This is a genomic window from Enterococcus sp. S53 (assembly GCF_016516865.1).
In the GTDB taxonomy this organism is placed as follows: domain Bacteria; phylum Bacillota; class Bacilli; order Lactobacillales; family Enterococcaceae; genus Enterococcus_D; species Enterococcus_D innesii.
In genome coordinates, this window is record NZ_JACVUH010000001.1 from 46,032 (window position 1) to 70,294 (window position 24,263).

Consider the following 24,263-nt stretch of genomic DNA (forward strand, 5'->3'; position numbering starts at 1 on the left):
GTTTTTTGGGGATTTTTTTAAAACTATGTAGAGAAGGAGTCCTTTCATGAGTTTACGATTTATCCTTGGTGATGGCCGTTGTCGTCATGATCAAGCTGTGATAGAGCAGGCAAAAAGCTGGTTAGAAAAAGACCATCAAGAAGTGTTTTTCCTCGTTCCTAACTACAATAAATTTGAACGAGAGCGTGAGATCCTTCAATTACTTAAAAATGATCAATCAGGGGATTTCGCTTCCATTCGGGCCCAAGTGTATAGTTTTCACCGTTTGGCTTGGTTTTATTTGCAGCAAACAGGATTGCTTTCGCAAAATGCCATCACTGAAAATGGTGCCTCCATGATCATGCGCAAGCTGCTTTTGGATTTAGAAGAAGAACTTGTCTTGTATCGCGGCGAAATTAATAAAGCGGGTTTTATCCAACAATTGTTGGCTTTTTATCAAGAAATGCATACAAGTCGATTGGGGATCGAAGATTTATTAGCTGGTGGTGCTGCCCCCAGTGCAACCCAAGATGAAGAGAAGAAATACAGTGAATTGGCGATAATTTTTCAACGATTTGAACAAGAACTTCTAGAGCGTGCTTTGCTAGTCGAACAACCGCTCACCTTATTGACACGCTTTCTGGAAGGTTCCTTGCTGGGAGACTCCCGGGTGGATCAAACGATACCAACTGCTTTGTCTTTGAACAAAGCGCCAGATCTTTCCCACGCCTTATTTATTATCAGCGGTTTCTCCGCTTTTTCAACCCAAGAGCAACAGTTGATACAAGTACTGATGAAGAGAAGTCATGTAGTGATTGATCTTATTATGGATCGCGGGTACCCACAAGAGATGCCCACGCCATTGAATTTATTTTATGAAGCAGGACGGACCTATTATCAGTTGATCAGTTTTGCTCGTGACAATCAAGTGAACATTTACTTAGATCAGAAACTTTCCGTCAACCAAGAGGTGGACAAAGAAGACGAGGGATCGATCCCGCAGGCATACAAGGAAGTAGAAACTTTTTGGCGGCAGACCCAATCACAAGCCAATTATCATCAGCAGACCTCCGTCAAAGACTTTCTGGCAGTCTGGAAAGTTGGGAATCCTGAAGAAGAGATCCGTCAAATCGCAGCGTCGATCCGCGGGATGATGAGTGATAAGAAACGGTACCCAACATTACGGTATCGTGATATCCAATTATTGATCGCCGAACCAGAAGTCTATCATCAGTATATTCCTAAAATTTTTACTGAGTTTGAGATTCCTTTTTATATCGATGAAGAGCAGATGATGGCACAACATCCATTGGTTGAGTTTTTGAATGCTTTTTTTTCTTGTCAATCCTATGGTTTCCGCTTAAATGATATTTTGCGATTATTAAGAACGGAACTTTATTTACCGGCAGCCTATCGCTCCGAAGCAGATTGGCTCGTTGGGCGTGACCAGTTTCGTAAGTTAGTGGATATTACTGAAAATAAAGCATTAGCCCATGACTTTCAAGGAGCGAGTTGGACAAGAAACGAAGATTGGGAACTGATCGAGTATTTACAATTGGAAGAAGAAGCAGTGGACAAAGTGGATTTGACGGCGTATACCAACCAGTTGCGTAGGGCCTTTAAGCAAGATGTTGCTGATACTCTTGACTGGCTGACGGCTGCTAGAACAAATCGAGATGCCGTAGAACTGCTGTATCGCTTTTTACTGAATGCCGGTGTCGAGCAACAACTACGGCATTGGCGAGACCAGGCAATCCAACAAGGAAAATTGGATCAAGCTCGCAACCATGAACAAGCATGGCAAGCTTTAATGGATTTGCTAGATGAATATGCCACGATCTATGGAGAAGAGCCCTTTGATTTTGCGCTCTTTGAAGATGTTTTATTGACTGGCTTAGAAAATGTCACATTCGGGAAGATCCCAACAGCGATCGACCAGGTTAACGTCAACCGCCTTGATTTGGCTCGTCCAAAACAAGCGAAGATCACATTTGCACCGGGATTGAATGAAACGGCGTTGCCAAGAAAAATAGAGAACAAAACATTGTTGACGAATGAAGAACGTCAGCATTTCAATCAGTTGTTCAACGGTGAAAAATACCTTAGGGATACAGTGGTGGAAGGCAGTGTCAAAGAGCCATTTGCCTTTTATTCGGTCTTGCTTTCAGCAACGGAACACTTATCACTGTCCTATGCCGTTAATTTTGATACCCAGCAAAACATCAAAATGTCGCCTTATTTAGACCGCGTGATCAAACATTTGGATGTACCACTGCAAGAGCGGGGGATCTTGACGCTAGTCAGTGACCCGAGAGACTATGTCGGCAGTTACCGTGGCCTGATTTACCAAATCAATAACCTCAGTCAGCAAGCGCAAAAAAACAAAGAGACCTTGCCTCGAGTCTGGGAGCAGCTGAAACAAGCACTGCTGCGTTCGGAATGGACAGATTTAGCTGCCCAAGTATTTGAAAGCCAAACTCATCAGAATATTCCGATTCCTTTGTCTCAAGCACAAGCTGCGGCACTATATGGGCCGTCGATCTACAGCTCCATTTCTCAGATGGAGACGTTCTATCAGTGTGAATACAAGTATTTCGTCAGCTACGGATTACGGTTAAAAGAACGGGAAGTTTATGGCTTAAATCCAGCAATGACCGGTGAGTTTTTCCATGATGCGTTGGACCGCTTTGTCAAAGTCCTGATTGCTGAAAATATTTCCTTGACCCAGTTAACTGCTGACCAACGCGTGCAATTTGTGGAAGTCGTTTTGCAGGAGATTTTTGGCGAAAGCCGTTACCGTTTGCTGACAAGTTCTGCACGGATGAATTTTATTCGGTATCAATTAGGTAAGACGATTCAGCGAGTAGCGTGGGCTTTAGCGAAACAAGGTCAAAAAATGCATTTTAGTCCGGAAAAGACGGAGGTACTGTTCGGCCAGATCGCTGGCTCAAATGGGATTAACGGGATCGAATTGCCTTTAAGCTCTGGTGGGAAACTACATGTACGGGGGAAAATCGATCGAGTCGACACGGCGAAAACGGAAGAAGAACAATGGCTTTCTGTTGTTGACTATAAATCTAGCAGCCGAGATTTTGACCTTTCTGAAGCCTACTACGGACTTGCGATGCAGTTGATCACCTATCTCGATGTCGCATTGACGGATGCTGTCCAACTGGTTGGTTCGCCAAATGTGCGACCAGCGGGGGCATATTATCTGCATGTGCATAATCCGCTTTTGGACGGACAAGAAGCCAGTGAAGAAGAACGTTTAAAACGTTTCAAGTATGATGGGTTGTTTATTGACGAACCGGCTGTTTTCCCATTACTCGATGAGGAAGTTGAAGCTAGCAAAAATTCACCGATATTTCCTGTTCGAAAAGACAAAAACGGCGATTATCAAAAAACGACGCAGGCGAAAAACAAGTTTTATACAGAAGAAGAGCTTGAGCTGTTAAGAAAACACAATCGTAAAAACATGCAACAAAGCGGTGAGAAGCTATTAAGCGGTGAAATCGCCTTAAACCCGTCTTATAAATTAAAAGACAAAAAACGGGCGTGTGAGTTTTGTCCGTTTCGCAGCATCTGTGATTTTGATGTATTGTTGAAAGAAAATGAGTACCACCGTTTAGAAAACTTATCTAAAGATGAGATTATCCATCGCTTAAGGGAGGAAGAAGATGAGTAAGATCCCTTTAAAACCGCAAAATGAAACCTTTACGGATACCCAATGGCAAGCCATTTTTGATAAAGGGGATAATATCCTCGTTTCCGCTTCAGCGGGTTCAGGAAAAACAACCGTTTTGGTTCGGCGAGTGATCGAAAAGTTAAAAGCAGGAACGACGATCGATTCTTTACTGATCGTGACCTTTACCGAAGCAGCTGCTCGAGAAATGAAAGAACGGATTCAAGCGGCATTGCAACAAGCCATCAACCAAGAAAGTGATGAGCAAAAACGCCAGCACTTCGTCCGTCAGCTGCAGCTATTGCCGACAGCTAACATTTCTACTTTGCATGCGTTTTGTTTAACGGTGATTCGGCGTTTTTATTATTTGATCGATTTAGATCCAAATTTCCGCATGATGACCGATGAAACCGAAATTTTATTGATGAAAGAAGAAATCTGGACACAGCTGAGAGATCAACAATATGAAGCCAATGATGAAGCCTTCTTTCGTTTGACAGAAAATTTTTCTAGTGATCGTTCTGATGAAGGCGTCGGGGATCTGATCCTGTCTCTTTATGACTTTGCCCGAGCAAATCCGGATCCAGTCAACTGGCTAGCTCATCTAAGTGATCACTATATCGGTAAAGAAACCTTTGCTGAAAATATCCTGTACCAATCGCAAATCAAACCGACTTTGCAAGAAAATTTGAAGACAGCGGCGCATTTGCTGCAGGCGGCGCAAGACTATGCTCGTTCTGATGAAGCGATGGAAAAAGCAGCACTATTGATCGATACCGAATTGGGAATGGTGGAAACCTTAAAGGCTCTGCTTGATGCAGACGATGTTGATGGCTTCTATGAGCAGATCCAAGTGTTGCGTTTTGGTCGCTACCCAGCTTTTCGCAAACCAGAACAAAAGGAACTCTCCCAAGAAATCAAGCCTTTGCGAGATGATGCGAAAAAATTGGTCGAGCAATTGAAAGTGGCCTTTCCATACCCGCCGGCTGAAATGATGGAACTGCTTCATCGATCAGCACCTGTCGTTGAGAAAATGGCGGCCATGACCGAAGCGTTTATGAAAGCATTTCAAGAAAGAAAGCTTTCAAAAGGCCGTTTAGACTTTAATGATTTGGAACATTTCACCTTGCAGATTTTACAAGGTGACGGCAGTGGAAGTGAGGCGTCGGTCTATTATCGTGATCGCTTTGAAGAAGTTTTAGTCGATGAATACCAAGACGTCAATCGGCTGCAAGAGGCAATTTTATATTGGGTGAGACAAGTTGATCATAACCCTGGCAACATGTTTATGGTGGGGGATGTGAAGCAGTCGATCTATTCGTTTCGACTAGCAGATCCGACGCTGTTTATCGAAAAATACTTGGCATTTGAAACGGAGAATGGTGGGCGGAGAATCGTCTTAGCAGAAAATTTCCGTTCTCGCTCCGACGTATTGGATTTTACGAATCTAGTATTTCAACAGCTGATGGATGAACGGGTTGGCCAAATCCCTTACGATGAGGCGGCAACCTTGATTACCGGTTTTCCTCATTTTCCAGAAAGCGATGCCTTTGCCACAGAGCTCTTGTTATATGAAAAAGAGCATGAATCTGAAGAACAATTGATTGATGACAAAACAGAAGGTGAGATGCAGATTACTGCATTGAAGATTCGAGAGTTGATTGAATCAAAATTCATGATCTATGACAAAAAAGCCAAAACAAATCGACCAATCACTTACAATGATATCGTCTTGTTGACCCCCACACGTAAAAACAATCTTGTTATCCTAGATGTCTTTAAGCAGTTTGGAATTCCGATGGCGGTCAATGATGCTCAAAACTATTTTCAGGCAACGGAGATCCAAACCGTCGTATCTTTGCTGCAAATCATTGACAATCCGTACCAAGACATCCCGCTTGTGGCTGTCTTGCGCTCGCCAATCGTCGGCTTAACAGAAGATCAATTAGCTGAAATCCGTTTAGCCAATCGTTCCGGCGACTACTACGATGCAGTATTGGATTATCATGGTCAACATGAAGCGTCAAACTTGTGGCAAACGGTGGATGGGTTTTTAGCTAAACTAAATCAATGGCGAGAAGAAGCACGCAGACTGCCGATCCCGACCTTGCTTTGGCAAATCTATGAAGATACTGCTTACTTGGATTATGTTGTGGGACTTCCTGCAGGACAGCAGCGTTATGCAAATTTAGTGGCATTGATCCACAGAGCCGAAAAATACGAAAAGAGCAGTTTCCGTGGTTTGTACCAATTCATTCGCTTCATCGAAAAAATGCAAGAAAAAAACAAGGATTTGGCGGAGCCTGTGGCTACTCCTGAAGAAGATGCCGTTCGAGTGATGACCGTTCATGCAAGTAAAGGCTTGGAATTCCCTGTTGTGTTCTTATTGGATACAACAAAATTCTTTAACTACCAAGATTTTCAAAAACGCTATATCTTTGAAGAACAGCTCGGGGCTGGAATCCAATATGTGGAACCCGCAGAAAATCTTAAATTTGAGACACTGCCGTTTCAAGCCATCAAGCAAGTTCGTTTGAAAAAAGCCTTATCAGAAGAAATGCGAAAATTGTACGTAGCATTGACTCGAGCAGAGCAGAAGCTTTTCTTAGTGGGCTCCTATAAAAATCAAGCGGATGCCTTTAAGACGTGGCAATCTGGCTTGACGCAAGCCGAAATGGTTCTTGACCCTGCATTGCGCCTTGTTGCCCGGGGGAGTTTGATGGATTGGGTCGGACGGACCCTGATGCGCCATCCAGATATGGAAGCAGTATTCTCTGAAGCGTCAGAGCGCAAGCGGACGATCGATCATCCTGCTCATTTTCGTCTGTCATGGTGGAATCAAGAAACGATCACGCAACAAGTCCAAGAGACCCTTGCGCCAGTCGAGGAGCCTAAACGATTGCTTGCGCCAGATAGCAATATCGATGATCTTTTGAAACGCCTAGCCTATCGCTATCCTTATCAAAAAGCGACCCAAACGACTAGTTATCAATCTGTATCAGAATTGAAAAGACTCTATAACGATCCTGATGATCAACAGACCACTTTGTTGGAATGGCGGTCGGTTTCCGAGAAGACGAATCCTCAGCAATATCGCTACGTACAGGATGAATTGGCGAAACCAAAATTTCTGCAAGAAACGAAGCCTCTCGCTAGCAGTATCGGGACAGCAACCCATACGGTTTTGCAAATGATCCCATTAGGAATGACGCCAAATCAAGATACTTTGGAGCTCCTGATTGCTGAACTCGTGAAAAAGCAATTTTTTTCTGAAGAAATCGCCAAAAAAATTGACCGATCGAGCATTTTGTGGTTTTATCAAACTGAACTAGGTGAATTGCTGAACCGATCCTCTGATTTGGTGAAGCGGGAACAACCGTTTTCGATGCTAAAAGAGGCTGATACGATCTTTGAAGAGTTTGACGAACCAGATGCGCCGCTTTTGATCCACGGAATTATCGATGGCTATATTGAATTGGCGGATGAAATCATTTTGTATGACTTTAAAACAGATGATGTTTTCGGTAGTCAGGCTCAGATTGAAAAGAAAATGCGCGAACGATACTATGGTCAATTGAAACTCTATTGCCAAGCATTGGAGAAAGCGTTGAACAAACCAGTGAAACAGACCTATTTAGTGCTGTTAAAACCTAAGATGATCGTGTCATTCTAACTGATCGATCCTAGTTTCTTACAATTCGTAAGTCATATGCTATAATAGGTAAAAGAGGTGATGGAGAATGATAAAAGTAGAATCGGATTATGCCCTTTGTCCTAAATTTGAAAAAGCTTTTTCTATTTTAGGCAAAAAGTGGAACGGCTTGATCATTGATGTCCTTCTTGAAGACGGCAAACAAAGATTTGTTGAGTTAGCAAACAAGATTCCTCAAGTGAGTGATCGGGTGTTAGTCGAACGCTTGAAAGAATTAGAGCGGGAAGAAATTGTCTGCAAAGAAAACAATCTTTACTGCTTGACGCCAAGAGGTATTGCTCTTGAAAAGAGTATGATGAGTGTGAAGCGTTGGGCAGAAACATGGGTACGTGAGGAAGAATGCAGTTGATTTCTCACCAGAAATTAGGTAAACTAACCTTAAATGAATAGTTAAAAAGCGTTGATAGAAACTAGTAATTTGGCTGAATCAGAAAAAGGGAGACTTGTCACAGACTGAAAGCAAGTCCTGCATTCGAAAAATGAATTTCACTTCTGGAGCTTGCTGATTACAGTCAGTCGGCAGTTTTGCTGTCGTTAGCCGAAGTGAGTGCGCGGTTTTTTCGCGAATGAGGATGGTAACACGAGACGTCGTTCCTTTTTTAAGGGATGATGTCTTTTTTTGTCTTTAAATGAATGATATTCCCTTTATTCAGTCAATCCAGTCTTGTTATTCTTACACTATTCACAGTATAGAAGGAGGAAACACATGTCTTTACAAGAAAAATTAGAAGCATTGAAGGAAACGACATTGCTTAAAATCAAAGAAAGTCCAACCATGAACGACTTGAATCAAATTCGAGTGGAAGTGCTTGGAAAAAAAGGACCCATCACTGAAGTTCTACGGGGGATGAAAGATCTTTCTGCGGAAGAACGGCCGAAGGTGGGGAGCTATGCCAACGAGATTCGTGATATTTTGACAGAAGCGATCGAAGAAGCCAAGACGTCTATCGAAGCAGCAAACTTGGAAAAAGCCCTCGCTGAAGAATCCATCGACGTGACGTTGCCTGGTAAAAAGATGGACCGAGGAACTCGCCATGTGCTGACACAAATCATGGAAGAAATCGAAGACATCTTTGTTGGTATGGGCTACCAAGTCGTTGAAGGCTATGAAGTGGAAAAAGATCATTACAACTTCGAGCGGATGAATCTGCCAAAAGATCATCCTGCCAGAGACATGCAGGACACCTTTTATATTTCAGAGGAAGTGTTGATTCGAACCCATACATCACCCGTTCAAGCGAGAACAATGGAGACCCATGATTTTTCAAAAGGGCCGTTACGGATGATCTCTCCCGGGAAAGTTTTCCGTCGTGATACAGATGATGCGACCCATAGCCACCAATTCCATCAAATTGAAGGATTGGTAATCGATAAAAATATTACGATGGGTGACTTAAAAGGAACCTTAGAAGTCATGATGCAAAAAATGTTTGGGGAAGATCGCCAAATTCGCTTGCGACCAAGCTATTTCCCTTTCACAGAACCATCGGTCGAAGTCGATGTCAGTTGCTTCAAGTGCGGTGGTGCCGGATGTAATGTTTGTAAACAAACTGGCTGGATCGAGATCCTTGGTGCCGGAATGGTCCATCCTAACGTCTTAGAAATGTCAGGGATTGATCCAACCCAATATTCGGGATTTGCTTTTGGTTTAGGTCCTGACCGAGTGGCAATGCTGCGCTACGGCGTGAACGACATTCGCCAATTCTATCAAAATGATGTGCGTTTTATTCGCCAGTTCAAGGGGGAACAATAAATGTTAGTATCATATAAATGGTTAAATGAATACCTTGATCTGTCTGAGATCACACCCAAAGAGCTGGCGGATAAAATGTCAGTGACGGGGATCGAAGTCGAAGGTATTGACGTGCCTGAAGAAGGCTTAAAAAAAATCGTTGTCGGAGAAGTGACCGACTGCCGACCGCATCCGGACTCTGACCATCTATCGATTTGCCAAGTAAATATTGGCGAGGATGAAGATTCACAGATCGTTTGCGGTGCGCCGAATGTCAAAAGCGGCATCAAAGTCATCGTGGCATTACCAGGCTCTCGAATCGCGGGCAATGTAAAAATAAAAAAGGGCAAGATGCGGGGAGAAGTTTCCAACGGCATGATTTGTTCGTTGCAAGAGTTGGGATATGCCGATAGCGTGATTCCCAAAGAATACGCGGAAGGAATCTATTATTTACCAGCAGAAGCAGAACCAGGATCACCGGTTTTTCCTTATCTGGATATGGATGATCACATTATCGAATTGTCGATCACTCCGAATCGTGCGGATGCGTTGAGCATGCGGGGGGTTGCTTATGAAGTCGGTGCGATCTATCGCCAAACACCGAAGTTTCCTGAAATTTCGCTTACTGAAAGTGAAGTAGCTGCTGCCGATAAAATTCAGGTGAAGGTCACTGAAGCAACAGATGCACCCGCCTACCAAATTCGAATCATTGATGGTGTAACGATCGCCCCAAGTCCACAATGGTTGCAAAATCGCTTGATGAATGAAGGTATTCGTCCAATCAACAATGTCGTGGACGTGACGAATTATATCTTACTATTATTTGGCCAACCATTGCATGCCTTTGATTATCAAAAGCTCGACAGCAAAGAAATACTTGTCCGTCGTGGTAAAGAAAATGAAAGTTTGGTGACTTTAGATGGAGAAACACGTCAGCTTTCCCCAGAAGACATCGTTATCACCAACGGAACCACGCCCGTTGCGCTCGCAGGCGTCATGGGAGGGCTTGATTCAGAAATCACGGAAAAAACGACTACAGTCGCTTTAGAAGCGGCCTTGTTCGATCCGTTAGCGATTCGTTTGACCTCAAAGAAATTCAATTTAAGAAGCGAATCCTCCGCTCGTTTTGAAAAAGGGATCAACCAAGCCACGGTTGCAAAAGCTTGTGATGCAGCAGCAGCACTGATTGCGGAACTTGCTGGTGGAACGGTCTTAAAAGGGGCAGTAATAGGTTCCCAAGTAGCAGTAGAACCTGTTGAGGTTACAATCACTTTAGCTCGAATCAATAGCTATTTAGGCACAGAAATCACTGATGAAGAAGTGCAAGAAATCTTTGATGCATTAGGCTTTGGTCATCGTCAAGAAGCAGACAGCTATATTGTTTCTGTCCCACCTCGTCGTTGGGATATTACGATCGAAGCAGATATCATTGAAGAAGTGGCGCGTATTTACGGTTATGATCGTTTGCCATCGACTTTACCGCAAGGAGAAACGGTTGCCGGTCATCTAACCAAAGCGCAACGTCTGACTAGAGAAGTTCGGACGCTATTGGAAGGCAACGGGGTCAGTGAAGCCATCAGCTATGCTTTGACAACGGAAGAGAAGGCACAACAATTTACGGATAAATCGAGCCAAGTGACTCGATTGGATTGGCCAATGACCGAAGAGCGTGCCGTCTTGCGCTTGAATCTGATTTCAGGTTTGTTAGACGACGTTGCGTACAACTTGGCACGTAAAAACAATCGTGTTGCTTTGTATGAAATTGGTCGCGTCTTTTATCAGACAGGCGACAGTAAACACGAGCTGCCAACAGAAGTCAATCACTTGGGGCTAGCTTTGACAGGAAATATCTATGAGAAAGACTGGCAAACCCAAGCTCAAAAAGTTGATTTCTTCCATTTAAAAGGCATTTTAGAAAATCTATTTGATTCGTTGGCATTAACCGACCGTATTCGTTATCAAAAAACGGCAGCTATCAAAGAGATGCATCCTGGCCGTACGGCAATGATCCTGCTAGATGACCAAGAAATCGGCTTCTTGGGACAAGTCCACCCATCGATCGCCAAAGATTATGAAGTGAGTGAAACCTATGTTGCTGAATTGAACTTAGATCAACTGTTAGCAGCGAAAACAGAACAATTGGTCTATCAACCAGTTTCTAAGTTCCCATCAGTAACGCGGGATATGGCACTCTTACTTGATGAAACGATCGATAACCAGTCCGTGATGGAGATCATTCGCGAAAGTGCCGGTCGCTTCTTAAGTGCGATTCGTTTATTCGATGTTTATCAAGGGAAAAACATCGAAGCAGGCAAAAAATCATTAGGGTACAGCCTGACCTTTAGCAATCCAGAAGCTACCCTGACGGATGAAGAGATCAATCAAGCAATAGCGAAAATTACTCGTAACTTAGAAGAAAAAGTTCAAGCAGAAATCCGCTAATCAAATAAGTAGAAAAACGTTCTCCACCATACAAAGAAGTTGGGTGGGGAACGTTTTCTACTATTATAATAGATGCTCAGATGACACAAAAATGTTAGGAGTTGGGTTGGAGCTGTAAAGTATCTCACTATCAAAGGCAATCCAGCTTTTTTGAACTGTTCTTTTTTAGCGCTGTCAAGGTTGAGAAAATGATTCTCTAATCAGCATTTTCGAAGTTATTTTTAGGGCAATTTTCTAGGTTTTTTCGCAAGAAATCGCATCAAATCAAGTTGCCTAATGGATCGGTCTGTGGATGAAGTTTGCTCGTGAAACCTAACACAGAGTGTGCTCGTAGGTCTAGCATTAAATTGTATTCTCGATTTGTGAACAAAAAAATAAGCCGCTAAGGCTTATTTTTTTAAGCAAAGTAATTGATGCCCATTGCATTTTTGACTTCAGCTAACGTTTGGGCGGCAACTTGTTCTGCTTTTTCGCTACCAAGTTTTAATAAGTTCATCACTTCACCGGGATCTTTCGCAAAAGCTTCACGTCGTTCCCGAATCGGTGCAAATTCGGCTTCCAGAACATCGATCAAATAGCGTTTGATTTTGACATCTCCTAATCCGCCACGGGTGTAATGTTCTTTTAATTCAGTAATTTTTTCTTTTTCGGTACCAAATACATCAAGATACGTAAAGACCATATTGCCTTCGACTTGTCCGGGGTCTTCGACATGGATGTGATTTGGATCAGTGTACATGCTCATCACTTTCTTTTGTAACACATCAGCTGGATCTGCTAAATAGATACCGTTATTTAGTGACTTACTCATTTTTCCATTGCCGTCGATCCCAGCCAAACGTCCCATACCTTTTGGCGGTAAAACAGCTTTTGGTTCGACTAATACTTCACTATACGTAGAATTAAAACTATGCACGATTTCTTGTGTTTGTTCCAGCATTGGTTTTTGATCTTCACCAACGGGGACTAAGTTTGCTTTAAAAGCAGTGATATCCGCTGCTTGAGAGACTGGATAGATGAAGAAACCAGAAGGAACGCCTTCGCCAAATTTCTTTTGTTCAATTTCTGCTTTGACCGTCGGGTTGCGTCGCACGCGTGCTACACTGACTAAATTTAGGTAGTACATCGTCAATTCAGAGAGTTGAGGGATTTGCGATTGAATAAACATCGTTGTTTTTGATGGATCCAATCCAACGGCTAAATAATCCAAAGCGACTTCTAAAATATTCGCTGAGACCTTCTCAGGTGTTTTCGCATTATCTGTTAGTGCCTGCATATCAGCGACCATGATATAAAGCTGATTTTCAGGGTCAGCTTGCATTTCGACCCGTTTTTTTAAAGACCCCACATAATGGCCAAGATGCAGTTTGCCAGTTGGGCGGTCGCCAGTTAAAATCGTATTCACTTTTTTTCCACCTTTACCTTTGTTATATGGTTTATCTTACCTTTTTTTAGCAAAAGAAACAACAGGTTCTCCTTGTGATCTGTCGAGGTTAGAAAAATTTTCATGGACAAAAACCTCACATCAAAGTAAAATAGCACTTGTCTTTTCAGAAATAAGGGGGGAACATTGGAAAAGCACCTTTACAAATGAAAAAAGATTGGGCTATAATATGAATCAAATCTTTCCATTTACTCATTTAATTTTAAAAATAGCTAGGAGTGTGAATCAATGGCAATGATCGAATTTAAGAACGTAGAGAAATATTACGGAAAGTTCCATGCATTAAAAAACATCAACCTTGAATTTGAAAAAGGTGAGGTCGTTGTTGTAATCGGACCTTCAGGTTCTGGTAAAAGTACAATGCTCCGTACAATTAATGGACTAGAAACCATTTCAGGTGGTCAATTGTTAGTCAACGGCAAGAACTTATTTGATAAAGATGTCAAAATGACAGAAGTTAGAAAAAACATTGGTATGGTGTTTCAACATTTTAACTTGTATCCAAACAAAACCGTGTTAGAAAACATTACGTTAGCGCCGATTAAAGTATTAAAACAAAATGAGCAAGAAGCCATCAATTTGGCGGAAAAACTACTTGATCGAGTTGGGATGTTGGATAAAAAAGATTCTTATCCGTCTATGTTATCCGGTGGACAACAGCAGCGGGTCGCAATTGCCCGAGGCCTTGCGATGAAACCAGAGATGCTGCTTTTTGATGAGCCAACTTCAGCATTGGACCCAGAAATGATTGGCGATGTACTAGATGTCATGAAAAAAATCGCCAGTGAAGGAATGTCCATGATCGTCGTTACCCATGAAATGAGCTTTGCTCGTGAAGTAGCAGATCGAATCGTCTTTATGGCAGAAGGCCAAGTGCTAGAAGATCGACGGGATGTCGATGGATTCTTTGACGCACCAAGGGACGAGCGTGCAAAACAATTCTTGAGCAAAGTCACAAATCATTAAGCGACAGGAGGAACCTATATGAAAAAGAAAATTTTTTCTTTTCTAGTTTTAGCCTTTGCCCTTGTGACTTTCTCAGGTTGTAAAGGACAAAGTGCCGCAGATATTGATATTTTAGAAAACAGCAAAGAGACGAATCAGATCGTTTGGGGCGTAAAAAACGATACCCGTCTATTTGGGTTGATGGATATCGCGACTAGAGAAGTACGTGGCTTTGATATTGATATCGCTCGTGCGATCACTGAAAAAATCTTAGGGCGTGATGGCAATGCGATTTTTGTTGAAGTTACCTCAAAAACTCGGATTCCGCTTTTGAAAAACGGCAATATCGATGCGATCATCGCAACGATGACCATCACGGAAGAGCGTAAAAAGCAAGTTGACTTTTCGGATGTCTATTTTGATGCAGGACAATCTTTATTGGTCGCAAAAGATAGTCCGATCCAAGGGATTGAAGATTTGACCGCAGACACCACTGTATTGGTCGTGAAAGGCTCTACGTCAGCTGTAAACATTCGTGAGGCTGCACCAGAAGCGCAAATCCTAGAACTTGAAAATTATGCAGAAGCCTTTACTGCTTTGCAATCAGGACAAGGGGATGCTATGACTACGGATAACGCAATCCTATTAGGGATGGCGAGTGAAAATCCTAATTATCATTTAGTTGGCGAAACATTTACCGAAGAGCCTTATGGGATTGCCATCAACAAAGGTCAAAAACCATTTCTAGATGCTGTCAATCAAGCCTTGCGGGAAATGCGTGAAGATGGAACCTATGATGAGATTTACAACAAATGGTTCCCTGAAGACGAATCAGGAAAAGTAGATTAGGAGGAAACTGAATGGTTGAATTATTTCAAACCTATACCGGTCAGTTTATTGAAGGCTTTAAATATACAGTCATGGCGAGTTTGATCGCACTGTTTTTTAGCCTTTTGATCGGAACTTTAATGGCAATTTTTCAGTTGTCAGACAATCGCTTCATCAAAGGGATCGCCAAAGCATATGTCGAGTTTTTTAGGAATATTCCCTTATTGATCATCGTGATGTTCTTTTATGTTGTTGTGCCAATGTATTGGGTCTCTTTTGACGGATTTCAAGCGGGAACGATTGGTTTAACGATCTATACATCGGCATTTATCGCCGAGACGATCCGTTCAGGGATCCAAACGGTTCCTAAAGGACAGATGGAAGCTTCCTTGTCTTCTGGCTTTACTTATAGTCAAGCGATGCGCTACATTATTTTGCCTCAAGCATTTAAAATCGTTGTGCCGCCACTAGGCAATCAATTTATTAACCTCGTCAAAAACTCCTCAATTTTAGCGATGGTCGCAGGATTAGATATCATGTATCAAGGGGATTTGATCGCAAGCGAGACCTTCAATACATTTGATACCTATATCATTGTTGGTCTTTTCTATTTGATTATCACCCTGCCATTGTCTTATTTGATGGTTTACTTGGAACGGCGTTGGGCTGTCCGCTCATAGAAAGGAGCTAAAGAACTATGGATTTTTTTGAAGCTTTTTCGGCGATTAACATTCGCTTTTTGATCGATGGCTTACGTGTTACGGTTGAAGTGTCGATCCTCTCGATCTTATTTAGCTTTATTATTGGAGGAATCGCCGGTATTTTACGCTTCAGCTCGATTCCGGTCTTTTCTAAAGTACTAGGTGTCGTGATTGATGTTATTCGTAACTTGCCTTTGCTTTTGATCATTTTCTTCACTTACTTTGCCTTGCCACAGATTGGCATCCGCTTTAACATTTTTTGGTCAGCGGTGGTGGCGTTGACGATTTTTGAATCAGCGATGCTTTCTGAGATCTTTCGAGCGGGCTTGAATTCTGTGCCAAAAGGTCAGATGGAAGCTGGTTTATCAACGGGATTAAGTTATGTTGAAGTATTGCGCAGTATCGTCGTGCCACAAGCATTTAAAGCGATGTTGCCAGCGATCGTCAGTCAGTTGATCTCTTTGATCAAGGATACATCACTAGCCGTGATCATTTCTTTACCAGAGTTGACCCATCATGCCCGGATCATTTATGGTCAAAATACAAACTATGTTTTGCCAATGTTTTTGGCAATGACTGTTTTATACTTTTTGGTTTGTTATGCACTGTCATTGCTTTCAGGTTTTTTGGAAAAACGTCAGTACGATTACTAAAAATGAACAATCGACAAAAATCCCCGCGATCGGTCTTTCAACCATGCAAGTGCAACTTGCTGGTTGTGAGCCAATGGTTGGGGCTTTTTTTGTACCGATTGGTATTTTTTTGGGAAAGCTTTCTTTAGCAAACGAAAGGAATACTTGAAAAATAGACAAAAAAAGTCCAAAATGAATAAGAGAGAAAAATGCATCAAACTCTTTCTTTCATGTAAAGGATGGAAACTATGACAAACAACAGACCAATTGGCTTTATCGATTCTGGTGTTGGTGGGTTGACGGTCGTCAAAGAGGCAATCAAACAACTGCCCAACGAATCGATTCTTTATCTAGGCGATACTGCCAGATGCCCTTATGGCCCAAGACCTGCTGAGCAAGTCATCGAGTATACGTGGCAAATGACCCGTTTTTTATTGGAAAAAAACATTAAAATGTTGGTGATCGCCTGTAACACAGCAACAGCGGTCGCTCTTGAAGAAATCAAAGAACAACTGGATATTCCAGTGATCGGCGTGATACTGCCTGGCAGTCGAGCAGCGGTCAAAGCAAGCAAAAATCAACGAATCGGTGTTATCGGGACAAACGGAACGATTAAAAGCGACTCGTACAAGCGCGCCCTTCATGGGAAAGCCCCCCATGCGTCAGTCGTCAGTTTGGCTTGCCCAAAGTTTGTACCGATCGTAGAAAGCAAACAATACCATAGCTCGGTTGCCAAGAAAATTGTGGCAGAAACGTTACGCCCCTTGAAAAACAAGCGGTTAGATACGGTGATTCTGGGCTGTACCCATTATCCTTTATTGCGCCCTTTGATCCAAAATGAATTGGGGGCCCATATCCAGCTCATTGATTCAGGGGCAGAAACGGTGGGGGAAGTCAGTACCTTGTTGGACTATTTCGCCATTGCAGCAACGAGCCAGGACGATCCGCACCCGCAGCATGCATTTTTTACTACTGGTTCACCGAAAATATTTGATGAGATCGCCAATGATTGGCTTGATTTAGACACGATCTCATCGGTTCACACTGATTTAGGAGGCTTTTAAATGCGACATGATGGCAGAAAAGAAACAATGTTAAGACCAGTTGAAATTCAAACCAACGTCTACAAACACCCCGAAGGATCGGTTGTGATCTCTTTTGGTGACACAACCGTGATCTGTTCGGCAACGATTGAAGATCGGGTCCCTCCGTTTTTACGAGATACGGGAAAAGGCTGGGTCACAGCCGAATACAGTATGCTCCCACGAGCGACCAACACTCGTAACCGTCGAGAAAGTGCCAAAGGTAAGCTTTCTGGTCGTACAATGGAAATCCAACGGCTGATCGCTCGTTCCTTGCGAGCTGTGGTCGATTTAGAAAAGCTAGGGGAACGCAGTATTGTGGTCGATTGTGATGTCGTTCAAGCAGATGGTGGTACCCGAACAGCTAGTATTACCGGCGCATTTGTTGCGTTGCGTTTAGCTATCGATACATTGTTGCGTGACAAAGCATTGACGGAAGACCCGATCAAGGAGCATTTGGCAGCCATCAGCGTTGGAATCTTACCAGATGGCACCTGTGTGACTGATCTCGATTATCAAGAAGATTCTTCAGCTGCTGTCGACATGAATTTGGTGATGACAGAATCCGGTCGATTTGTCGAATTGCAAGGAACTGGGGAAGAAGCGACCTTTGATGGTCAGCAGTTGAATGAGATGCTGATCTACGGAAAAACAGCTATCGAAGAATTGATTGCCTATCAAAAAGAGGCACTGTTTTTACCAGATGAACCCCCTTATGAGATTCCCGAAAAAACGATCGTCATTGCCACAGGCAATCCAGGAAAAGCCAAGGAATTTAAAGCTGTATTTGGGGCAGCAGGGTACGATGTCCGCACCTTGAAAGATTATCCTTCCTTGCCGGATGTTGAAGAAACCGGCACCACCTTCGAAGAAAATGCCCGCCTTAAAGCAGAAACTATCGCCAGAATTTTGGGAAGACCGGTGTTGGCTGATGACTCAGGACTGAAAGTCGATGCATTAGGGGGACGCCCAGGCGTGTACTCTGCTCGATTTGCCGGTGAGCAAAAAAGTGATGCTGCCAATAATGCAAAATTGCTTTATGAATTGACGGATGTCGAAGATGACAAACGCAGTGCTCAATTTCACTGTACGTTAGTTTTCGCAGCACCAGGAAAAGATAGCTTGGTGGTTGAAGCCCAATGGCCTGGGAGAATCGGCCGTATCCCTCGTGGAGAAAATGGGTTCGGTTACGATCCATTGTTTATTCCTGATGGTTCAGAGCGAAGCGCAGCCCAAATGAGTCAAGAAGAAAAGAACCGAGTGAGCCACCGTGGTCAAGCAATCAAAAAACTCCAAGAACAGTGGCAGGAGTGGCTAGAAGGAGAAAATGTATGAAATATTTAGTTGTCAGTGACAATCATTCAGATCGTGAGATTCTTGTTGATCTTAAAAATGAATTCGAAAATCAAGTCGATTTATTCCTGCATTGTGGAGACTCTGAACTGCCTGATACAGATTCTTTATGGGAAACATTCCAAGTCGTTTGCGGCAATTGCGATTACGGTGGTGGTTTTCCCAATGAGCGTATCGTTAAAACGCCGCTGGATACCATCTATATGACCCATGGCCATTTGGCGGATGTTCGTTTTGGCGTAACCAAATTAGGATTAAAAGCGCAACAAGCAGATGCCTCGATCGCTTTGTTTGGTCACACGCATCAAATTGCTTGTGAGAAAGTCGGGAATCGACTTTTCTTGAATCCTGGCAGTATTTCCCAACCGCGAGGGCAAATTCAAATCAAAAGTTTTGCGATTATTGAAAGTACGCCAGAACAATGGGCAATCCAATACTATGATCGTTCCTTTCATAAAGTCCCAGAGCTAGCTTTCGTTTTTACACGTTAAGTAAGCGGAATCAAAAAGTAAAAATTTCATTATAATTTTGCAGGTTTCTACTTTCTATTCTCATTTTCAAGTAAAATAGAAGAGTAGCTGTGAAATGGAGGCAATTAGATTGATAGGACAGACCGTAGAAAAAATATTACTCGAGAATCAAGAAAATTTCTTGGTGCCGGCAGAGAATGTGGCATCGGTATTTTATAACCACCCTTTGAGTCACGCATTGCTTGTTTTATCAAAAGTGGGCTATTCAAAGATCCCAGTACTAGATAGTGAGGACCATTTAGTCGGCTTAATCAGCCTCTCAAACATCGTAGAACGAATGATGGATCTCACTGGCTTCAGTATGGAAAATATTGAAGGGCTGACTGTGGCAGATGTCATGGAAGTCAATGTGAATTGCATCAAAGAAAACGATGAGTTGGAAAGTATGCTGCATCTGTTAGTGGATCAAGCATTCTTGCCGATCGTTGATGATGACAATGTCTTTGTAGGGATCATCACCCGCAAAGAGATTTTAAAATCCGTCAATCATTTGGCACATGAAATTGAAAGACGCTATTTGCTGATTTCGAAAGAAGATGCCCCAAAGATGACAGATGAACTGCATGTGGTATAGAAAAAAGGTTATCCCAGTTTTGGGATAACCTTTTTTAAATACCGACGATGGGCGCATTAGGAATCGTATAGCCTTTGGCAGTTAATGCATCAATCGATGCGGCCAAAAATTCCTCTTTGATTTTCCATTGCGTACCGTTGGTCACATACATGGTGGTTCGAATCGCAAAGTTGTTGTTCCCTAGATCCACCAGACCGAAGACCGTAGGGGCCGTTTGAATCTCTTCTTCATGCTGCTGAGCGATCTGTTCATTGACTTCTTCAATGATGGCACGTATTTCATCTAGGCCTTCAGATGGTAAGATACGTACGTCGACAACGACTTGCATATTGGCTCTTGATGTATTACTGATGGTCGTGATGTTACGATTTGGGATATAATGAACGGTTCCATCAACGGATTTTAATTGGACCGTTCGAATCCCGACTGCTGTCACCGTACCTTCAAGCGTCAGATTGGTCAAGCGGACGTAATCACCAACATTGATTTGTTGCTCGGTAATAATGAAGAAGCCAGTAATCAAGTCATTCATAAAGCCTTGGGCACCTAAACCAAGTGCGACCCCGACGACTCCGGCACCGGCTAGTAACGAGCCTACAGGTACGCCGATGGTGGAAAGGAGTGCATAGACAAAAAAGAAGCCTAATGTGTAATGAACCGTATTGCGGATCAGGGTATGGATCGTGTTGATTCGACTCACATTGAAACTGGCTTTTTTTTCATAGGAACGATAGATTCGATCGATGATCATATTGCTTATTTTCAATAAAATACCAAATAGGATACATAAAAAAAGCAACATCAATGCTTTTTGGATCAGTAAGCCAATGATCGATTCCCAGTCGATGGACGCCCACCATTTTTGTAATGCATTGAGTTGAGCAGCTGCTGGTTCGGTAATGCTGGAACCACTTGAATCGGTCGTACTAGCTGCAAGTAGCAGTTGTTTCATAAAATCCCTCCAAGTCTTACTGCATCTATTTTAACCAAGATAAAATAGAAATGCAAAGGAGGTTTTCTGAAATACCTGTTTTTTTCAGAAAAAGCCTGCTCAGCCAACGGAGAGGCAAATAGCAGACTTTTCTATGACAATTATTGATTAAGATAAATGAACGCCTTTATCAACAAAAATCACTTCGCCGATAATGCCGCTTGATAATGGACTGATCAAGAAGGCACAAGTATTACCTACTTCTTCAATCGTCACACCAATATGATCAGGTGTTCGATCCTCTGACAATTGGATCAGTTTTTGATAGTCTTTTACACCAGTTACTGCCAGCGTCTTGATGGCACCAGCTGAAATCGCATTAACACGGATTTTTTGCGGTGAAAGTTCGGCAGCTAAATAGCGAACACTTGATTCCAAAGCAGCTTTCGCAATACCCATCATGTTGTAGTTTGGCACTGCCCGTTCGGCACCTAAGTAAGAAAGAGTGACGATACCAGCGTTTTCAGCTAAGATTGGTTTGGCATATTTGGTGACTGCAATCAATGAGTAACTGCTGATATCTTGCGCTAAAGCATAACCGTCACGAGAAATATTTAAAATATCGCCCGATAGATCTTCTTTATTAGCATAAGCAACGGCATGGACCACACCGTGGATCTCTCCAGCATATTCTTTGATCGTTTCAAAGGCGGCAGCAATGCTTTCGTCGTTGGCGACGTCACATTCCACTACAAATTCATCAGATTCCAATAAGCGTTCTAAAGGCTTTTTCATGCGGTCGTTTTGATACGTGTAGATCACTTCGGCTCCTTGGGATTTTAGTGCTTGTGCACAGCCCCAAGCAATACTGCGTTTGTTAGCAACGCCCATGACGACAACTTTTTTACCGGTTAAAAAACTCATAATTCCACTCCTTAATAAATTCAACAATAAAATACGTATAATGACAAATAGTAAATCAAACTATCTTGATTTCTAATTATTAAGCATAATTGTTTGATTGTCAAACTATTTTTTTCTTAATAAATATTTAGTTGCGAATTTCCTTGAACTATGATACTTTGATAATCAAACTATAATAAATTCTTAAGCAAGGAAGGGACACCATGAAAAAACTATTGACTGAAACGGAAGTCATGGATTTGATTCCAAATCGCTACCCAATTATTTATATTGATTATGTTGATGAAATCGAATCTGGTAAAAAAATTATCGCAACGAAGAATGTCACCATCAACGAAGATTTTTTTCAAGGACATTTTCCGGGAAATCCAGTGATGCCAGGTGCCTTGATTTTAGAAACATTGGCACAAGCAGGATCGATCTTAATATTGAAATCTGAGGAATTCCAAGGGAGAACGGCGTATATCGGCGGCATCAATAAAGCAAAATTCCGTCAAAAAGTTGTTCCGGGAGATACCATGAAACTTGTTTTTGAAATCACCAAAATCAAAGGCTCTGTAGGAACTGCAGATGCAGTAGCGACAGTGGATGGCAAAAAAGCTGCGGAGTGCGAATTTACCTTTATCGTAGGCGACCAAAAATAAAAGAAAACCGCTGGAGCATCCGATAATCGGGGCTTTCAGCGGTTTTTTATTTATTCTTTGGCTTCTTGTAAGACCTTGATCGTTTCGATCTTCACTGGCTCAACCGGTTGAGAATTCTCACCATTGCCAGAGTCTTGGGTTTCTGCTTGCGCAATTTTATCGACGACATCCATGCCTTCGATCACTTGACCAAAGACGGTATATTTACCGTCCAAAGCCGGCGTGCCACCATTTTTATAGGCTTCGATGATTTTTTCGGGATAGTGTTGGATCGCTAGACCGTCGGATACATCTTGATCATTTTGAACGATGTAGAATTGACTGCCTTGGCTATTTGGTGCACTTGATTTTGCCATTGCCAATGCGCCTCGCAAGTGGTAGAGCTGGTTTGAGTATTCTTCGCCGAATCCTTCACCCCAGATACTTTCTCCACCAGTGCCATCACCATTAGGGTCGCCCCCTTGGATCATAAACTCTTCTACGACACGATGAAAAGTCAAGCCGTCATAATAACCATCTTTGGCATGGGTCAAAAAGTTTTCGACGGCTTTGGGCGCAATCTCTGGGAAAAGTTTGATTTTGATCGAGCCTTCTTCCGTCACCATTTCAACTAAAGCTTCATTCTCTTGCACATCCGTTGATAATTGCGGCAATTCTAGGGCATTCAAGTCAACGGATTCTGAGGTCGACGTGCTTTCTGCCGAATTGCTTGATGAGGGATCGGTGGTACTTGAACCTGTACAAGCAGCTAATAATAAAAGGCTAGCAGCTGCTGTCAGTGTGAATAGGATTTTTTTCATTCTTTCATTCCTTCCAGTTTTCTTAATGCTAATCATAACAAAAAAGAGACATAGAAGAAAGCGCAGATTTTGTGGAATGAGAAAGAAACAGGTGGAAAGGTGTAGACCACTTTTTAGATGTTTGCTATAATGAAAGAGGATTCATTATAATAAACGGATAGAATGTACAGGAGGTTTTTTTGATGGGAAAATTAGGGATATCGATTTATCCAGAGCGCTCAACGTTTGAAAAGGACAAAGCGTATCTAGACTTGGCACACAAATACGGCTTTAAACGGGTATTTACCAGTTTGCTGCAAATCAACGATGACAAAGAAAAAGTCTTGGCAGACTTTAAACAAGTCGTGGATTATGCCAATCAGTTAGGAATGGAAGTCATGGTAGATATCAATCCTGGTTTATTCGAACAGCTAGGTATTTCTTATGATGATTTATCCTTCTTTGATGAGATGGGGGCTTACGGTGTTCGGTTAGATATTGGTTTTACTGGTTCAGAAGAAGCCAAAATGACCCGCAATCCTTACGGGATCAAAATTGAGATCAATATGAGCAGTGGTACGAGCTACGTGGATAACATCATGAGTTATTCGCCTAATACTGAAAATTTACTAGGCTCGCATAATTTCTATCCTCATCGCTATTCAGGGTTAGGCTACGACCATTTCGTTTTTTGTTCGGAAAAATTCCGCAAATACAATTTAAATACGATGGCTTTCGTGAATTCTCACGAAGCTGACTTCGGTCCATGGCCAACACAAGATGGTTTATGCTCTTTAGAAGATCATCGTGATCTGCCACTAGCTACGCAAGTCAAACATTTAGTGTTGACTGGCTTGATCGATGATATCTCTGTTGGCAATGCCTATGCTTCAGAAGCAGAATTGGCAGCAATGGCTGAAGCATTTCACGCGGATTATCCGACATTAAGAGTTGATGTGGTTGATGGAATCACTGAAGATGAACGCATCTGTTTGTTTGATAATCTGCATAGTTACCGAGGAGATCGTTCAGAATACATCTTGCGTTCAACGATGACCCGGATCTATTATAAAGACAAAGAATTTCCACCCCATGATACCCATGATATGGTAAGAGGAGATGTCTTGATCGATAATGCTGGCTATGGACAATACAAAGGGGAGACGCAAATCGCCTTGAAAGAAATGAAAAATGACGGCCGGGTCAATGTCGTTGGGAAAATCGCTGAAGAAGAGCTTTTCTTATTAGAATTTTTGAAACCTTGGTCAAGTTTTAAATTGGTCGAAAACAACTAGCCATTACGAGGAATCAACCATTGTCAACACCTATTGTTGGCAATGGTTTTTCTT

General features: G+C 42.4%; 19 protein-coding genes. 15 read left to right on the forward strand and 4 right to left on the reverse strand.

Features of this window, described 5'->3' with window-relative positions:
- Positions 1-46: 46 nt before the first annotated feature.
- From IAE45_RS00245 to pheT, 5 genes are all read left to right on the forward strand, one after another.
- The gene (locus tag IAE45_RS00245; RefSeq protein WP_200124407.1) at positions 47-3,664 is read left to right on the forward strand and encodes a PD-(D/E)XK nuclease family protein; all 3,618 of its coding nucleotides are present in this window, start codon (positions 47-49) and stop codon (positions 3,662-3,664) included.
- Positions 3,657-7,334 (forward strand): helicase-exonuclease AddAB subunit AddA, encoded by a 3,678-nt coding sequence (addA, locus tag IAE45_RS00250; protein ID WP_200124409.1) that lies wholly within the window; start codon positions 3,657-3,659, stop codon positions 7,332-7,334. The genes IAE45_RS00245 and addA overlap by 8 nt, the downstream gene beginning before the upstream one ends.
- Positions 7,335-7,401: 67 nt before the next feature.
- Entirely contained in the window at positions 7,402-7,722 is a 321-nt protein-coding gene (locus IAE45_RS00255; RefSeq protein WP_005226192.1) for a winged helix-turn-helix transcriptional regulator, read from the forward strand.
- Positions 7,723-8,079: 357 nt separating this feature from the next.
- Entirely contained in the window at positions 8,080-9,126 is a 1,047-nt protein-coding gene (pheS, locus tag IAE45_RS00260; protein ID WP_005236117.1) for a phenylalanine--tRNA ligase subunit alpha, read from the forward strand.
- Positions 9,127-11,547, forward strand: a complete 2,421-nt coding sequence (gene pheT, locus IAE45_RS00265) for a phenylalanine--tRNA ligase subunit beta (RefSeq protein ID WP_081118704.1) — start codon at positions 9,127-9,129, stop codon at positions 11,545-11,547.
- Positions 11,548-11,944: 397 nt separating this feature from the next.
- Here the strand turns inward: pheT and trpS are convergent, their stop codons facing one another.
- Positions 11,945-12,952 (reverse strand): tryptophan--tRNA ligase, encoded by a 1,008-nt coding sequence (trpS, locus tag IAE45_RS00270; RefSeq protein ID WP_081118703.1) that lies wholly within the window; start codon positions 12,950-12,952, stop codon positions 11,945-11,947.
- 267 nt (positions 12,953-13,219) lie between these two features.
- On the opposite strand from trpS, the gene IAE45_RS00275 reads away from it, so the two are divergent.
- The 8 genes from IAE45_RS00275 (at position 13,220) to cbpB (ending at position 19,636) form a co-directional block, all read left to right on the forward strand.
- Complete coding sequence (locus tag IAE45_RS00275) at positions 13,220-13,957, forward strand: amino acid ABC transporter ATP-binding protein (RefSeq protein WP_077453439.1); 738 nt, start codon at positions 13,220-13,222, stop codon at positions 13,955-13,957.
- Positions 13,958-13,975: 18 nt separating this feature from the next.
- The gene (locus IAE45_RS00280; protein ID WP_077453438.1) at positions 13,976-14,785 is read left to right on the forward strand and encodes a transporter substrate-binding domain-containing protein; all 810 of its coding nucleotides are present in this window, start codon (positions 13,976-13,978) and stop codon (positions 14,783-14,785) included.
- 11 nt (positions 14,786-14,796) lie between these two features.
- Positions 14,797-15,444: an amino acid ABC transporter permease gene (locus IAE45_RS00285; protein ID WP_077453437.1), complete on the forward strand. Its 648-nt coding sequence runs from the start codon at positions 14,797-14,799 to the stop codon at positions 15,442-15,444.
- A 17-nt stretch (positions 15,445-15,461) separates the two neighbouring features.
- Positions 15,462-16,118 (forward strand): amino acid ABC transporter permease, encoded by a 657-nt coding sequence (locus IAE45_RS00290; protein ID WP_005226185.1) that lies wholly within the window; start codon positions 15,462-15,464, stop codon positions 16,116-16,118.
- Between the two features lie 227 nt (positions 16,119-16,345).
- Positions 16,346-17,161, forward strand: coding sequence for a glutamate racemase (racE, locus tag IAE45_RS00295; RefSeq protein WP_081118702.1), 816 nt, complete (start codon positions 16,346-16,348; stop codon positions 17,159-17,161).
- Positions 17,162-18,514: a ribonuclease PH gene (gene rph, locus IAE45_RS00300; protein WP_081118701.1), complete on the forward strand. Its 1,353-nt coding sequence runs from the start codon at positions 17,162-17,164 to the stop codon at positions 18,512-18,514.
- On the forward strand, positions 18,511-19,023 hold the full coding sequence (locus tag IAE45_RS00305; protein WP_081118700.1) for a metallophosphoesterase: 513 nt from the start codon (positions 18,511-18,513) through the stop codon (positions 19,021-19,023). The genes rph and IAE45_RS00305 overlap by 4 nt, the downstream gene beginning before the upstream one ends.
- Before the next feature lie 109 nt (positions 19,024-19,132).
- Positions 19,133-19,636, forward strand: a complete 504-nt coding sequence (cbpB, locus tag IAE45_RS00310) for a cyclic-di-AMP-binding protein CbpB (protein ID WP_005226181.1) — start codon at positions 19,133-19,135, stop codon at positions 19,634-19,636.
- 34 nt (positions 19,637-19,670) lie between these two features.
- Here the strand turns inward: cbpB and IAE45_RS00315 are convergent, their stop codons facing one another.
- Positions 19,671-20,588 (reverse strand): mechanosensitive ion channel family protein, encoded by a 918-nt coding sequence (locus IAE45_RS00315; protein ID WP_005236101.1) that lies wholly within the window; start codon positions 20,586-20,588, stop codon positions 19,671-19,673.
- A 147-nt stretch (positions 20,589-20,735) separates the two neighbouring features.
- A complete protein-coding gene (gene fabI, locus IAE45_RS00320; RefSeq protein ID WP_077453431.1) occupies positions 20,736-21,491 on the reverse strand; it encodes an enoyl-ACP reductase FabI in 756 nt (251 codons plus the stop codon).
- A 203-nt stretch (positions 21,492-21,694) separates the two neighbouring features.
- On the opposite strand from fabI, the gene fabZ reads away from it, so the two are divergent.
- Entirely contained in the window at positions 21,695-22,135 is a 441-nt protein-coding gene (gene fabZ / locus IAE45_RS00325) for a 3-hydroxyacyl-ACP dehydratase FabZ (RefSeq protein ID WP_005226178.1), read from the forward strand.
- 50 nt (positions 22,136-22,185) lie between these two features.
- On the opposite strand, the gene IAE45_RS00330 is transcribed toward fabZ, so the two are convergent.
- Positions 22,186-22,935, reverse strand: coding sequence for a peptidylprolyl isomerase (locus tag IAE45_RS00330; RefSeq protein WP_200124410.1), 750 nt, complete (start codon positions 22,933-22,935; stop codon positions 22,186-22,188).
- A gap of 182 nt (positions 22,936-23,117) precedes the next feature.
- On the opposite strand from IAE45_RS00330, the gene IAE45_RS00335 reads away from it, so the two are divergent.
- Positions 23,118-24,209: a DUF871 domain-containing protein gene (locus tag IAE45_RS00335; protein WP_081118698.1), complete on the forward strand. Its 1,092-nt coding sequence runs from the start codon at positions 23,118-23,120 to the stop codon at positions 24,207-24,209.
- Positions 24,210-24,263: the final 54 nt, after the last annotated feature.

Bases quoted from the DNA above. Each gene is read 5' to 3' on its own strand.
- IAE45_RS00245 (WP_200124407.1), top strand. From the start codon at position 47: ATGAGTTTACGATTTATCCTTGGTGATGGCCGTTGTCGTCATGATCAA.
- addA (WP_200124409.1), top strand. From the start codon at position 3,657: ATGAGTAAGATCCCTTTAAAACCGCAAAATGAAACCTTTACGGATACC.
- IAE45_RS00255 (WP_005226192.1), top strand. From the start codon at position 7,402: ATGATAAAAGTAGAATCGGATTATGCCCTTTGTCCTAAATTTGAAAAA.
- pheS (WP_005236117.1), top strand. From the start codon at position 8,080: ATGTCTTTACAAGAAAAATTAGAAGCATTGAAGGAAACGACATTGCTT.
- pheT (WP_081118704.1), top strand. From the start codon at position 9,127: ATGTTAGTATCATATAAATGGTTAAATGAATACCTTGATCTGTCTGAG.
- IAE45_RS00275 (WP_077453439.1), top strand. From the start codon at position 13,220: ATGGCAATGATCGAATTTAAGAACGTAGAGAAATATTACGGAAAGTTC.
- IAE45_RS00280 (WP_077453438.1), top strand. From the start codon at position 13,976: ATGAAAAAGAAAATTTTTTCTTTTCTAGTTTTAGCCTTTGCCCTTGTG.
- IAE45_RS00285 (WP_077453437.1), top strand. From the start codon at position 14,797: ATGGTTGAATTATTTCAAACCTATACCGGTCAGTTTATTGAAGGCTTT.
- IAE45_RS00290 (WP_005226185.1), top strand. From the start codon at position 15,462: ATGGATTTTTTTGAAGCTTTTTCGGCGATTAACATTCGCTTTTTGATC.
- racE (WP_081118702.1), top strand. From the start codon at position 16,346: ATGACAAACAACAGACCAATTGGCTTTATCGATTCTGGTGTTGGTGGG.
- rph (WP_081118701.1), top strand. From the start codon at position 17,162: ATGCGACATGATGGCAGAAAAGAAACAATGTTAAGACCAGTTGAAATT.
- IAE45_RS00305 (WP_081118700.1), top strand. From the start codon at position 18,511: ATGAAATATTTAGTTGTCAGTGACAATCATTCAGATCGTGAGATTCTT.
- IAE45_RS00315 (WP_005236101.1), bottom strand. From the start codon at position 20,588: ATGAAACAACTGCTACTTGCAGCTAGTACGACCGATTCAAGTGGTTCC.
- fabI (WP_077453431.1), bottom strand. From the start codon at position 21,491: ATGAGTTTTTTAACCGGTAAAAAAGTTGTCGTCATGGGCGTTGCTAAC.
- fabZ (WP_005226178.1), top strand. From the start codon at position 21,695: ATGAAAAAACTATTGACTGAAACGGAAGTCATGGATTTGATTCCAAAT.
- IAE45_RS00330 (WP_200124410.1), bottom strand. From the start codon at position 22,935: ATGAAAAAAATCCTATTCACACTGACAGCAGCTGCTAGCCTTTTATTA.
- IAE45_RS00335 (WP_081118698.1), top strand. From the start codon at position 23,118: ATGGGAAAATTAGGGATATCGATTTATCCAGAGCGCTCAACGTTTGAA.